This is a genomic window from Pseudomonas sp. MWU318 (genome assembly GCF_016756945.1).
GTDB lineage: Bacteria > Pseudomonadota > Gammaproteobacteria > Pseudomonadales > Pseudomonadaceae > Aquipseudomonas > Aquipseudomonas putida_A.
On the sequence record NZ_JAESJL010000001.1, the window covers coordinates 696,934 to 709,596 of the forward strand.

A 12,663-nucleotide genomic window follows, 5' to 3' on the forward strand; every position below is an offset into this window, starting at 1 on the left:
ACCGTTATCGCGAGCAGGCTCACTCCTACAAGGAGGCTGCGGCATATCAAGCACTCAGCTGGGCCAAATAGTCCCACGGGTAGATCCCGCGTTGATGGCCGTCGCTGAACACCAGTTGCACGCCGTAGCCCTGCGGGTTGATCTCGATCAGGCGAACACGCTCATCCACCAGCGGAGTCACACCTTTCAGGCGAAACGCGCGGCACTGCGAGCACGGGCACTGGCGGCGCAGTTCGGCGTGATTGAACAGCGATTCGCGGCCGTCCGGCCAGCTCAGGCGCAACGTCTGCTGGCTCTGCGAATTGCCGACTGACAGCGGGTTCATTGCAACTGACTCAAGGCAATCCGCACCGCTTTGCGCACTTCCGGATCACCGTCATCCTGCGCCGCCTGCAACGCCGCCACCGCGCCGCGATCATGCAACTCACCGAGGGCTAGCGCCGCTTCCTTGCGCAGGTTGCTGATGCGATGGCCAAGGGTCTCGATCAGGGCGTCCAGCGCCGGCGCAAAACGCAAGCGACCGAGGCTGCGGGTAGCACGCAGGCGCACTTGCCAATAGTCATCGCCGAGGGCTGCGATCAACGCCGGCCCGGCGTCGCTGTGTCCGACCTTGCCCAGCGTCGTGGCCGCTTCTTCGCGCACTTGCCAGGCATCGTCCTGCAGCGCTTGACGCAAGGCTGGCAGCACGTCGGCGCCGGACGCCAGACCGAGGGCGCCGGTGGCGGCGCGGCGCACTTCGGTGTCCGGGTCGGCGCTGGCCAGTTGCGCCAACGCCGGCAGTGCGTCGAGCTGCTTGAGCCAGCCGAGCACACCGACGGCTTCGCGACGCACATTGGCATCGGCATCGCTCAATGCGGTGATAGCTGCCGGCGCGGCATCGGCAAAACGCAACTCGCGCAGAGCCCGAAACGCGGCGATTCGCACACTGACTTCAGCATGATCGGTCCACGGCAGAATCACCCGGCCTGCCGCTTCACTCTTGAGCAGGCTCAGACTCTGCGCGGCGGCGGCCTGCACTGCCGCAGACGGATCGGTCAGCGCCCGGCACAGCGCAGCCACTACCGGTTCGTCTTCCCACGCTTCCAGCAGCCGCGCAGCTTCGGCGCGGACTTCTTCGGCCGGATCTTCGCTCAGTCTTTCGACCAGCCACAGCAGGCCGTCCGGTTCTTCCAGATCCGCCAGTTCGATCAGGGCAATGCGCCGCACACCGGCATCGTCAGCGGTCAGACGCGGTTGCAGGGCGAGGATGTCATCGTTATCGGTCACAGCAAAAAATGAGGTCATAGGGCAAATCGCGGCAAAGGGTTTTCGGGAGGCAGGCCGAGCGGGTTGAGGCGCGGCAGCGGTCGGGGGTTGTCGTGGCGCAGCAGGTCGAGGCAATGGCGCTTGAGGCGGGAGAATTCGGGGCTGGTCACCAGTTCGCTGGTACGCGGACGCGGGAAGTCCAGGCGCAGGTCCTCGATGATTCGCCCCGGACGTGCGCTCATCACCAATAGCCGATCGGCGAGGAACAGCGCCTCGTCGATATCGTGAGTAACGAACACCACGGTGGTGCGAATCCGCGTCCAGATGTCCAGCAGCAGTTCCTGCATGTTCAGGCGGGTCAAGGCATCCAGCGCGCCGAACGGCTCGTCCATCAGCAACAGACGCGGACGGTTGACCAGCACCCGGGCGATCTCCACCCGTTGCTGCATGCCGCCGGAAAGCTGATCGGGCCAGCGCTCGGCGAAGCCGTCGAGGCCCACCAGTTTGAGCATTTCGTCGGCCTCACGCTGGCGCTCGATTTTGCCGATGCCGCGCATCTTCAGGCCGAAAGCGACGTTGTCGCGCACCGTGCGCCACGGAAACAGCGTGTGATGCTGGAACACCATGCCGCGTTGCGGCGACGGCCCGGACACCTCGCCGCCGTCGACTTTGAGGCTGCCGGCATGGGCTTGCAGGTGCCCGGCGAGTGCACCGAGCAAGGTCGATTTGCCGCAACCGGACGGGCCGAGAATGCACACGAACTGGCCCGGTTCGATCTGGCAATCCAGCCCCTGCACGGCTTCGAAGGCTTGATGCCCCTCACCGAGAACGATCGACAATTGGCGAATATCGATCCGCCCTTCCGGGGTTTGCATTGCGCTCATCAGGCTTTTCCTCGTGGTCGATGCCAGGGCGTGAACAGCCCGCCCAGGCGCTTGATCAGCAGACTGCTGCCCATGCCCAGCACACCGATCAGCAGCATGCCGACGACGATGTCGGCGTAGTTCTGAATGGTGTAGGACTCCCAGGTGTAGTAACCGATGCCGAACTGGCCGGAGATCATCTCGGCGGTCACCAGACAGAACCACGAGGTGCCCATACCGATGGCGAGGCCGGTGATGATGCTCGGCGCGGCGCCGGGCAAAATCACTTCAAGCAAAATCGCCCGGCGCCCTGCCCCGAGGCTTTTCGCCGAGGCGATCAGCCGTGGATCAACGCCTTCGACGCCGTGCACGGTGTTGAGCAGGATCGGGAACAGCGCACCGGTGAAGGTGATGAAGACCATCGACAGCTCCGACGACGGGAACATCAGGATCGCCAACGGAATCCACGCCACCGCCGGAATCGGCCGCAGCACTTCCAGCGGTGGCAGCAGCAGGTCTTCGGCCCATTTCGAGCGGCCGATGGCCAAGCCCAGAGCGATGCCGATCACCAGTGCCGCGAGGTAACCGGCGAAGACCCGGCTGAGACTGGCGGTCAGGTGTTGCAGCAGCTTGCCGGAATCGCCCAGACCCAACGCCGCTTCGATCACCGCCAACGGGGTGGGCACGTTGGCGAAGGTGACCAGGCCGAGGTTCCAGTGGTGGCTGGCGGCGAGTTGCCAGAACAGCAGGCAGAGCAGCAAAGACGCGGCCCTTGGAACCCAGCGCTTAATGGATTTGAACATAAATATTCCTTTCACCACGCCCCGTGTAGGAGCTGCCGAAGCCTGCGATCTTTTGATCTGGATTTTGATTTTAAAAAGCAAGATCAAAAGATCGCAGGCTTCGGCAGCTCCTACAGGGAGCGTGGTGTTCTCGGGTTAGCGGCTGGCTACGGCCTGGGTCGTGGCATCGGTAAAGTCGAAGACCTTGCCACCCTGCGCCGCCGCGAACTGCTGCGCCTGGCCCTTGAGCAGGAACGCACTCAACCGCCCCTTGGCGTCACTGGCGAACCACGCCTGATCGGCAAGCAGCTTGATCCCGCTGTCACTGGCCTGCGCATACACCGCGCGGATGTTTTTGCCTTCCTGCTTCAGTGCGGCGAGCGCGGTGAACGCCGACTCCGCTGAGGCGTACTGGCGCACCTTGTCTTCACCGCGCACCCAGATTTCGGCGACGTGGCTGAAGTCGGTGATGGCTTTACCGGTCGCCGCATCCAGCGCTTTCAACGGCGTTTGCGCGTAGTTGGCGAGTTGCGCGGTGTAGTCCAGATTCGCGGCCTTGAAGGCGGCGCGGATGTACTGATCATCAATAAAGGTGTTGAGGTCGAGGCCGCGATCAGCCTTCTTCAACAGCTTCAGGGTGTCGATCGCCGTGCCCACCGCCTGACGGTATTCCGGCTTCCAGCTCAGGTCGCGGGTCTGCACGCCAAGCGGGCCGTGGAACAGGTAGTTGACCTCGGCATCGACGCCGCTGACCTTGGCGATCAGCTCGCTGTACTTCTCAGGCTCGGCGGCCAGCAACTGATTGGCCTCGATGCTCGCCCGCAGGTAAGCGACGACGATTTCCGGGTACTGTTTCGCGTAGGCCTGATCCACCAGTGCACCGTGGAAAGTCGGCGCGTTGGCCTGAGCACCGTCGTAGATCTTGCGGGCGAAACCACGGCTCGGGAACAGCTCGGCGAACGGCACGAAATCGGCGTGAGCGTCGATTTTGCCGGCCTGCAATGCAGAGCCTGCGACTTCCGGTGGCTGGGCGATGATGTTCACATCCTTGAGCGGATCCCATCCCTGCTCCGCCACCGCGCGCAGCAGCATGCCGTGGGCGGTCGAGGCGAATGGCACCGAGATGGTCTTGCCCTTGAGTTCGCTCAGCGCCTGCACCCCGGACGCGCTCGGCACCACAATGCCGTTGCCGCTGCCCTTGATGCTGCCCGACAGCACGCTGATGAACAGGCTGTGCTTGCCGGCGGTTTCGAACGCGACACCGTTGAACGCGCCGGGGAAATCGGCCATGGCGCCGAAGTCGAGTTTGCCGGCGACCATCTCGTTGGTCAGCGGCGCACCGCTGGTGAAATTCTTCCACTGCACGTCGTATTTCGCGTCTTTGTAGGCGCCGTCGTGCGGCAGGTATTTGTCGAGCAGACCGAGTTCACGAATCAACAGCCCGCCGGCGGCGCAGTTGATGGTGGTGTCCTGAGTGCCGATGGCGATGCGGATGGTTTCGGCCGAGGCCGACAGGGTGAATGAAGCCAGTACCAGACCGGCAATTGCTGGACGCAACATGAGTGTTTCCCCTCGAATCATTTATTGGATGTTCGTCTCCGCCGCGATCAGGGCGCGGTGGGAAACGAGGGGGTTTCGGTTTTTCCAGCGTCCGGGTGTTCCGGGTAGCTGATGGCTTGCCACAAATCCCTGTGGGAGCGAGCCTGCTCGCGAAAGCGGTTTTTCAGGTGTCGATGTGCTGGCTGGATCACCGCATTCGCGAGCAGGCTCGCTCCCACAATGGATCGGGTTCAGCGCAGGAGATAGGGGATGTCGACCTTTACGGCACCGGTCGGGCAATCCTTCTCACACGGCATGCAGTACCAGCATTCATCGAACGCCATGTAGGCCTTTTGTGTGGCCGGGTTGATTGCCAGCAGGTCCATCGGGCAGACGTCGACGCACACGGTGCAGCCCTTTTCGGCGATGCATTTGTCCTCGTCCACAGTGACCGGGGCGTTGGAGCGGAAGAAGATTTCCTGGGCTTGATAGGCCATGGTTCAGACTCTCTCTGGTTATGCATCAAGCGGCGAAAGCGCCCACCCGCAAGCGGTCGTAAGCCTGCATTTCTTCGGCATCGAGCGGGATGATGTACGGCTCGACAGGTTTCTTGAAACTGGTCATCCGGCCGTCTTCGCCCTTCTTCAAATGACAGTGGCAGAACCACTCACTGTCGTTACGCTGCGGGTGATCGACGCGGTAGTGGTACAGGCCCCAGCGGCTCTCGGCGCGGAACAGCGAGGCGCGCGCGGCCATTTCGGCGCAGTCGCGGATCACGCTGGTTTCCATCGCGCGCATCAGTTCGTGAGCGTTGTTAGCCTTCATCTGATCGAGGTCGCGTTCGATGTCGCTGAAACGCTGCAAGCCGATCTGCATTTTTTTGGTCACTTTCGGCGGTTGCAGGTAGTCGTTGACGAAGCGCCGCAGCTTGTACTCGACCTGCGCCGGCGGCAGACCCTGTTCGCGATCCAGCGGCGCATAGACCCGCGCTTGCTCCTTTTCGATCTGTGCGGCATCCAGCGCGGAAAACTCGCGCCCGGCGACAAAATCCGCCGCGTTGTGCCCGGCAAACCAGCCGTAGGTGAACGCGCCGAGCATGTAGTTGTGCGGCACGGCGGCCATGTCACCCGCCGAGTACAAGCCTTTCACCGAGGTCTCGGCCCGCTCGTTGACCCATACCCCGGACGCCGAATGGCCGCTGCAAAAACCGATCTCCGAGATGTGCATCTCGACCATCTGCGTGCGGTAATCGGTGCCGCGATTGGCGTGGAACTGACCACGACTCGGGCGCTCGTTACTGTGCAAGATCTCTTCGATGTTCTGGATGGTTTCCTCGGCCAAGTGATCGAGTTTGAGAAACACCGGGCCATTGCCGCTTTCCAGTTCCTGGTGGAACTCCCACATCATCTGCCCGCTCCAGTAGTCGCACTCGATGAAGCGTTCGCCCTTGTTGTTGGCGGTGTAGCCGCCGAGCGGGCCGGTGACGTAGGCGCAGGCCGGGCCGTTGTAGTCCTTGATCAACGGGTTGATCTGGAAGCATTCGAGGTTGGCCAGCTCGGCCCCGGCGTGATACGCCATGGCGTAGCCGTCGCCGGCGTTGGTCGGGTTCTCGTAGGTGCCCATCAGGTAACCCGAGGATGGCAGACCGAGGCGACCGGCCGCGCCGCACGCGAGGATCACCGCTTTGGCCTTGATCACATGGAAGTCAGCGCTGCGGCAATCGAAGCCCATCACCCCGTTGACCGCGCCCTCCTCGTCGGTGAGCAAACGGGTGCAGACCAGCCGGTTGGTGATGCTCACCCGCGCGCGTTTCAACTGCCGGTAAAGGACTTTCTTGATGTCGTGCCCTTCCGGCATCGGCAGCACGTAGGCGCCCATGTGGTGGACTTTTTTCACCGCGTAATCGCCGGTCTCGTCCTTCTCGAACTTCACGCCCCAGCGATCCAGTTGCTCGATGGTTTCGAAGCTGTGAGTGGCGTAGGCGTACACCGCCGCCTGATTGACGATGCCGTCGTTGGCGATGGTGATTTCCTTGGTGTACTGCTCCGGCGTCGAGTGGCCGGGGATGATCGCGTTGTTCAGGCCGTCCATGCCCATGCTGATCGCGCCGCTGCGTTTGACGTTGGCCTTGTCGACCAACAATACACGCAGGTCGCGGTTCTTCTCTTTGGCCTTGATCGCCGCCATCGGGCCGGCGGTGCCACCGCCGATCACGACGATGTCGTATTCCTGTTCCAAGGTCTTGCGGGTCATGTCACGCCCCTTTTTGCCGGTCGATCCGCAGGCGGTACTGGAATGCATCGCCACGGTAGTAAAGGTGTTCGAAGTCCAGCGGCTGGCCGTTGGCGTCGTGGGTCAGACGTTCGATGCGCATGATCGGCGAGCCGGCCTCGACATTCAGTGCCTGGGTCAGGTCGCTGTCGGCCAGCACCGCGTCAATCGCCAGATCAGCGTGGCCGAGGGCGATGCCGCAGTCGTTTTCCAGAATCAGGAAGATGTCGCGAGTCACCAGATCGGCCTTCTCCAGCCGTTCGCCAATCGCTTTGGGCAGGTAGGTGATTTCCAGCGAGATCGGTTCGCGGTTGATCAGCCGAACGCGTTTGATCTGCGCCACGGTCTCGCCTTCGGCCACCTGCAAGCGCTCGGCGACACGTTTGTCGGCGGGGATGAATTTGAAACTGCGCAGGCGGTTGATCACCTCGTAGCCGCGCCCGGTCATGGACTCGGCGAGGCCTTGCAGGCTGCTGACGTTCTGAAAGGTTTTCGGCTTGGCGACGAAGGTGCCCTTGCCGTGGATCTTGAAGATCAGCCCTTCCTTCTGCAGATCACCCAGCGCCTGGCGCACGGTGATGCGGCTGACTTTAAACAGCGTGCCGAGCTCACTTTCGGACGGCATCTGGCTGTCTTGCGGGTATTCGCCATCAAGAATGCGCGCACGCAGGACATCGCGCAGTTGGGTGTGCAACGGGACGCTACTGAGGGACAGGACGTTATCGGTCATCAGGATCACTTGTTATAACGAGTTATGACGTGATCTTAGAGACGTTATGACAAGCTTGAGAAATATTGTTTGGGCATAACCTTAGATGCGCTCTTGAAAAACAAAAAATCGCAGCCTTCGGCAGCTCCTACAGTTTGAAAATGCGATCCCTCTGTAGGAGCTGCCGAAGGCTGCGATCCTTTGACTTTAGCGTTTAAGGATCTGATCCATGACCCAATCGGTCTTCAGGGCTTGCGCGGCGACTGCCGGATGCTGCGAATCACCACGAATATGCGCATTCATCCCCAGCACGTGATGCCACTGAATGTGCTCGTGATGGGGGATCTCCAGGCTGATCTGCTCATCGGCGAACAGCTGCACCGGATGCTCGTCAAATACGGAGAACGCGATCCGACCCTGACTGCCGATGATCTCCACCCGGTCCTCGCGCCGATCCGCGACAAAGCTCCAGCAACCCATGCCCAGCGCCCCGGACGAGAACCGCCAACTGGCGCTGACCGCGTCTTCCGCCGCATACAAACCGGCCTGACGCGCAGTGAAACCGGCGACTTCGACGATATCGCCGAGCAGGTACTGGAACAGGTCGAAACCATGGCTGGCCAGATCGGCAAAGTAGCCGCCACCGGCCACGCTCGGGTCGGTTCGCCAGTTGGCGCTGCCGTCCAGATCCGCCGCCGAGGGGGCCTTGGTCAGCGTCCAGCTCAGGTGCCGCACCTCGCCGATGCGGCCCTGCGCCAGCCATTGCCGAACCTGGGCAAAGCGCGGCAACGAACGGCGGTAGTAGGAAACGAACAGGTGCAGACCGGCATCAGCAAACGCCTGCTGCATCTCGCGGCTTTGCCCGGCATTGAGCGCCATCGGTTTCTCGACGCAGCAATGCTTGCCGGCGGCGGCGACTTTCAGGCTGTAGGCGTGGTGGCTGTCGGGTGGCGTGGCGATGTACACCGCGTCCACCTCGGGGTCGTTGATCAGCGCATCGACATCGGTGTAGACCCGGGCGATGCCGTGGCGCGCGGCGTAATCGTTCACCGCTTCAAGGCGTCGGCCCATCACCGCCACCAGCGCCGAGCCGGGCGCCTTGTAGAAGGCCGGCCCGCTCTTGCGTTCAGTGACGCTGCCGCAACCGATCATGCCCCAACGCACCACATCCATGGTCAACTCCCTGTGTTTGAAACACTCAGCCGATGCGCAACGCGCGCAGATCGAGGTGACCGTCCTTGATGGGCGGGCACCAGTAGTAGCCGCCGGTGATCGGCCGGCTGATGCGATACAGACCATCAGTGATGCCGTCTTCCAGACCGCTCATGCGCCGCAATTGGGCTTCGAAGGCGTCCAGCGAAACACCGAAGGCGAGGAACATCAGGCCCGCGCGATCACCGTCGATCCACGGCATCGAACGGCGCACGACGAAGGCTTCGGGGGCGAAGCTTTCCTGGGCGGTACGTTTGACGTGGGCGGAGACTGGCGCGTCGTCAATCTCTTCGTTGTCGCTGAGGCGACGGCCCATGATGTTGTCCTTATCTTCGGCAGACAATTTATGGAAACCCTTGAGGTCGTGCTGCCACTGCTGGATCGCGGCGAAGCTGCCACCGACCAGACCATCAGCGCCCTCGCCCAGCAACGCGGCGGCGATCGCGGCGTCATCGTGCGGGTTCTCGGTGCCGTCTTCGTAGCCGGTCAGGTCATGGCCGTCCTTGTGGCGGAAGGTTTCCTGCATGTCTACCAGACGCAGCGCCGGGGCCAGCGCGGCCTCGAAGGCGTTGCAGCGATTGAGCAGTTCACCACGGTCGACCCCGTGCAGCCAGACCCACAGCGCATGCTGGGTCGACGGGTTTTCCACGCCGACGCCGCTCATGGCCGGAAAGCTGCGCAGGCCGTCGATTTGCACGTTCAGGACCTTGGTCAGGGATTCACCGAAACCGATCACAGCCGACTTGCCGTCCACCAGATTCAGCAAGTTGTCGATCGCCCGCGGCAGTGCTTCAACCGATGCAAGGGCGAAAAACAGGTGACGTGCTTGCGCAGGAACAGGGGTGGCGAGAATGCCCGGCTGGTAGTAACTCATGTGAACTCCTTGGGAAAGAGCGCGGGAGTTTACCTGTGGCCAGAGGGTTTGTGTGGGTTTGAAGAATGCTAAAAGCCCCTCACCCTAACCCTCTCCCAGAGGGAGAGGGAACTGAACGGGGGAAGCTGTAGAGATATGCCGACTTGAAAATGATGTACCGAATCCATAATCGACAAAAATCTTTCAGGTCGATGTATAACGCGAGACACCTCGGTCGGCCCCCTCTCCCTCTGGGAGAGGGGTGGGGTTAGGGTTTGTGTCATGCCGCCACGCACTCGGGCTCATCCCGGTCCAGCGCTTGAACGCCCGGCGAAAACTGCGCACGTCGCTGTAGCCGACTTCTTCGGTAATCCGCTCGATGGGCATGTCCGGATTGGCCAGCAGGCTCATGGTCCGCGCCTGACGTACCTGTTCCAGCAGCGCTTCAAAGGTCAGCGCATGCTCGGTCAAACGGCGGCGCAAGGTGCGACTGCTCATGTTCAGATCGCCGGCGATTTTTTCGATATGGCTGCCCCGGCTCAGGTCCCGGGCAATCGCCCGCTCTACGGCCTGAATCAGATCGAGTTTCTGGTGCACCTGCGCCGCTTCCAACTCCAGCAACGCAACCGCCTGACGCAACGCCAGCGAATGATGATTGGGCAGGTTGACGTCCAGCCACCGGGCATCGATCAGCATGCGATTGTGCAGACAGCCGAAGCGCACATCGGGCCCGAGCAAGCGGTGGTATTCGCTCAGATAATCCGGTGCAGCGTGCACAAACTCCACGGCGATCGCCTTGAAATCATGGCCCGCCAAGGCCCGGCCATACACCAGCAGGCTGGCGAAAAACTCTTCGACCGCGAACACCTGCACATCGGCAAACGGCAAGCGGCACTCGGCGTCGAGGTGCACCCGATCACCGTCCATGTCGACGCTGGACACCACGATTCCGCCGGAGGTGTGCTGATGGCGGATGCCGAGGGCAAAGGCATCACGCAAGGTCTTGCACAGCGACAGCACATGCCCGAGCAGCCCCAGCGTACCCAACACATTCTGCGCGCCGACCCACAGCCCCAGGCCCTGATTGGGCAACACTTTGAGCGCCCGTTGAATCATCGCCACGGCCTGGCGGTAGGAAATCCGCTGCGCCGGATCCTGCAGATCTTCGAGGCCGAAACCCAGGCCACGACACAGGCTTTCGGGGTCGATGCCTTTGTTGTGCACGACTTCGGCGAGGGTTTGCAGGAGGAACGGCGAAACCAGCGCCAATTCAAAAGTGGGGTCTTGGACTTTTACGTTCATGGGGGCTGACATTCCGGATCACGCTTGATTGTTTTTTTTGTAACCGGCTATGTCGAAGGAAGTTAGCACAGGGTTGGCCGACTGTCCGCAGAAGTCCCCCTAACTGTCCGCCAATACCCTGCCCCGTCGGGCGCCAAGCGCTTATTTCTATGGTGCCGGACGTTCTGCGTACCGGCGCCACGTCCCACCACAATAATAATGAGGACAGCCATGAGCCCGAACCGCGCCACTTTCCCCTTGCGTCTGGCACTGACTTTGCTCGGATGCACCGCGTGCCTGCCGGCCCTGGCCACCGAAGCCGGCGTCGACAACATCGGCCCCGGCACCGACGGATTTTTCATGCTGCCGCTGGAAGTCGACAGCCTTCCGCAGAACATGGTCGCGTTCAACCTCTACTACAACCATTACAAGTCGACCAAGCTCAACATCAGCTCGTTGGGCGGCAAGGTGCCGAATGTCGAAATCGAATCCACGGCGGTGATCCCGCGTATTGATTACCTGAGCCCGGTGCGCGTGTTCGGCGGACGCCTGGCCGGCTACATCGCCCAGCCCTGGCTCAAGCAGGAAGTCTCGGTATTCGGTCTCAGCGATACCCGCGAAGGAATGGGCGACACCACCGTTGCGCCGATCATCCTGTGGGACATGGGCAAGAACCTGACCCTCGGCGCTGCCGTGGAAATCACGGTGCCCACCGGCGAATACAGCGTCGATCGGCTGGCCAACACCAGCAACAATTTCTACACCTACAAGCCGCTGTTCTCCTTCACCTGGCTGCCGACCGACAAGACCGAAGTGTCGATGAAGACCACTTACAGCTTCAATGAGAAGAACAAGGACACCGACTACAAGTCCGGGCAGATCTTCCACTTCGATTACTCGGCCAGCTACAAGATCACCGACGATGTGATGTTCGGTATCAACGGCTACTACCTCAAGCAGACCACCGACGACAAACAGTACGGCCACACCGTGCAATTCGCCGGGCAGGATGTGGATGACGGCGTGCGCGGCAAAGTCTTCGCGATTGGCCCGGCGCTGCACCTGACCTTCCTCAAATACGCCAGTGCGGAGATTCGCTGGGCCAAGGAGTTTGATGTGGAGAACCGCCCCGAAGGCGACATGCTCTGGGCCAAGGTCAGCATCCCCTACGCCTTCTGACCTCGACCTGTAGGAGCTGCCGCAGGCTGCGATCTTTTGACTTTTGTTTTTAAAAGCCAGATCAAAAGATCGCAGCCTGCGGCAGCTCCTACACAGGCGGCGGTGTTGTGGGCGAATCCGATGACAACGTGCGTCGATTTTCCCTTATGGGCAAGGGAAACGTCTGACATCTTCCCCGCCAGCGCTTCGGGATACTTCGCACTTCGTCTTGCCAGTGACGACAGCGAGCCACATCCCCCTTAGACTGCTTCACATTGATCATGGAGGTCACTATGAGCGCCGAACTTTCCCTTATCGTTTCAGACTTCGAAACCCCAGAGCAGGCCGCCAGCTATGATCGCTGGTTCCGGGCACAGGTACAGGCCTCGATGGATGATCCGCGGCCCAACATCCCCCACGAGCAGGTGATGGCCGAGATGCGCGCCCTCATCGAATCGAAACTCAACAAAAACAGTGCGGGTTGACTGGCGACCTGAAGCTCGCACTCAACTCTGGCAAACCCTGAACTACATCGCTGACCGTAACGCCGTGGCGGCCAGTCAACTGAACGCCGCCATCGAAGCGGCTACCTCGGCCCTTCCACGTCACCCCTACCTTTATCGCCTCGGCAAGGTCGTCGGTACCCGGGAAATCGTTGTCCATCCCAACTACGTCGTGGTTTATCGGGTAACCGAGCGGATCGAAATCCTGAACGTATTGCATGCTCGACAAGGGTATCCCTGAACCTTC

Annotated in this window: 14 protein-coding genes; 3 read left to right on the top strand and 11 right to left on the bottom strand. The window is 61.5% G+C overall.

The window, feature by feature from the left end; all coding sequences use genetic code 11:
* Window positions 1–46 precede the first annotated feature (46 nt).
* The 11 genes from JN524_RS02880 to JN524_RS02930 all read right to left on the bottom strand — a co-directional run bounded on the left by JN524_RS02880 (window position 47) and on the right by JN524_RS02930 (window position 10,776).
* Window positions 47–325 (bottom strand): DUF971 domain-containing protein, encoded by a 279-nt coding sequence (locus JN524_RS02880; protein WP_202368396.1) that lies wholly within the window; start codon window positions 323–325, stop codon window positions 47–49.
* Entirely contained in the window at window positions 322–1,284 is a 963-nt protein-coding gene (locus JN524_RS02885; RefSeq protein ID WP_202368397.1) for a HEAT repeat domain-containing protein, read from the bottom strand. The genes JN524_RS02880 and JN524_RS02885 overlap by 4 nt, the downstream gene beginning before the upstream one ends.
* Window positions 1,281–2,129, bottom strand: coding sequence for an ABC transporter ATP-binding protein (locus JN524_RS02890; RefSeq protein WP_202368398.1), 849 nt, complete (start codon window positions 2,127–2,129; stop codon window positions 1,281–1,283). The genes JN524_RS02885 and JN524_RS02890 overlap by 4 nt, the downstream gene beginning before the upstream one ends.
* Window positions 2,129–2,911 carry an ABC transporter permease gene (locus JN524_RS02895; protein WP_202368399.1) on the bottom strand — a complete coding sequence of 261 codons (783 nt, stop codon included), beginning with the start codon at window positions 2,909–2,911 and terminating at the stop codon, window positions 2,129–2,131. The genes JN524_RS02890 and JN524_RS02895 overlap by 1 nt, the downstream gene beginning before the upstream one ends.
* Window positions 2,912–3,046: 135 nt before the next feature.
* Entirely contained in the window at window positions 3,047–4,450 is a 1,404-nt protein-coding gene (locus JN524_RS02900; protein ID WP_442964265.1) for an ABC transporter substrate-binding protein, read from the bottom strand.
* A gap of 230 nt (window positions 4,451–4,680) precedes the next feature.
* Window positions 4,681–4,926, bottom strand: coding sequence for a 4Fe-4S dicluster domain-containing protein (locus JN524_RS02905; protein WP_003225615.1), 246 nt, complete (start codon window positions 4,924–4,926; stop codon window positions 4,681–4,683).
* A gap of 25 nt (window positions 4,927–4,951) precedes the next feature.
* Window positions 4,952–6,682, bottom strand: coding sequence for a fumarate reductase/succinate dehydrogenase flavoprotein subunit (locus JN524_RS02910; RefSeq protein ID WP_202368401.1), 1,731 nt, complete (start codon window positions 6,680–6,682; stop codon window positions 4,952–4,954).
* 1 nt (window position 6,683) lies between these two features.
* On the bottom strand, window positions 6,684–7,430 hold the full coding sequence (locus JN524_RS02915; protein WP_047597718.1) for a GntR family transcriptional regulator: 747 nt from the start codon (window positions 7,428–7,430) through the stop codon (window positions 6,684–6,686).
* Between the two features lie 186 nt (window positions 7,431–7,616).
* Complete coding sequence (locus tag JN524_RS02920) at window positions 7,617–8,582, bottom strand: Gfo/Idh/MocA family protein (protein WP_202368402.1); 966 nt, start codon at window positions 8,580–8,582, stop codon at window positions 7,617–7,619.
* 25 nt (window positions 8,583–8,607) lie between these two features.
* Complete coding sequence (locus JN524_RS02925) at window positions 8,608–9,495, bottom strand: Dyp-type peroxidase (RefSeq protein ID WP_202368403.1); 888 nt, start codon at window positions 9,493–9,495, stop codon at window positions 8,608–8,610.
* Window positions 9,496–9,678: 183 nt separating this feature from the next.
* A complete protein-coding gene (locus JN524_RS02930; RefSeq protein WP_202368404.1) occupies window positions 9,679–10,776 on the bottom strand; it encodes an AraC family transcriptional regulator in 1,098 nt (365 codons plus the stop codon).
* 210 nt (window positions 10,777–10,986) lie between these two features.
* Between JN524_RS02930 and JN524_RS02935 the strand changes: the two genes are divergently transcribed.
* From JN524_RS02935 to JN524_RS02945, 3 genes are all read left to right on the top strand, one after another.
* Complete coding sequence (locus tag JN524_RS02935) at window positions 10,987–11,934, top strand: SphA family protein (protein WP_202368405.1); 948 nt, start codon at window positions 10,987–10,989, stop codon at window positions 11,932–11,934.
* 272 nt (window positions 11,935–12,206) lie between these two features.
* Window positions 12,207–12,398, top strand: a complete 192-nt coding sequence (gene relB / locus JN524_RS02940; RefSeq protein WP_003225628.1) for a type II toxin-antitoxin system RelB family antitoxin — start codon at window positions 12,207–12,209, stop codon at window positions 12,396–12,398.
* Window positions 12,388–12,657, top strand: a complete 270-nt coding sequence (locus tag JN524_RS02945) for a type II toxin-antitoxin system mRNA interferase toxin, RelE/StbE family (protein ID WP_202368406.1) — start codon at window positions 12,388–12,390, stop codon at window positions 12,655–12,657. The genes relB and JN524_RS02945 overlap by 11 nt, the downstream gene beginning before the upstream one ends.
* The last annotated feature ends 6 nt before the right edge of the window (window positions 12,658–12,663 follow it).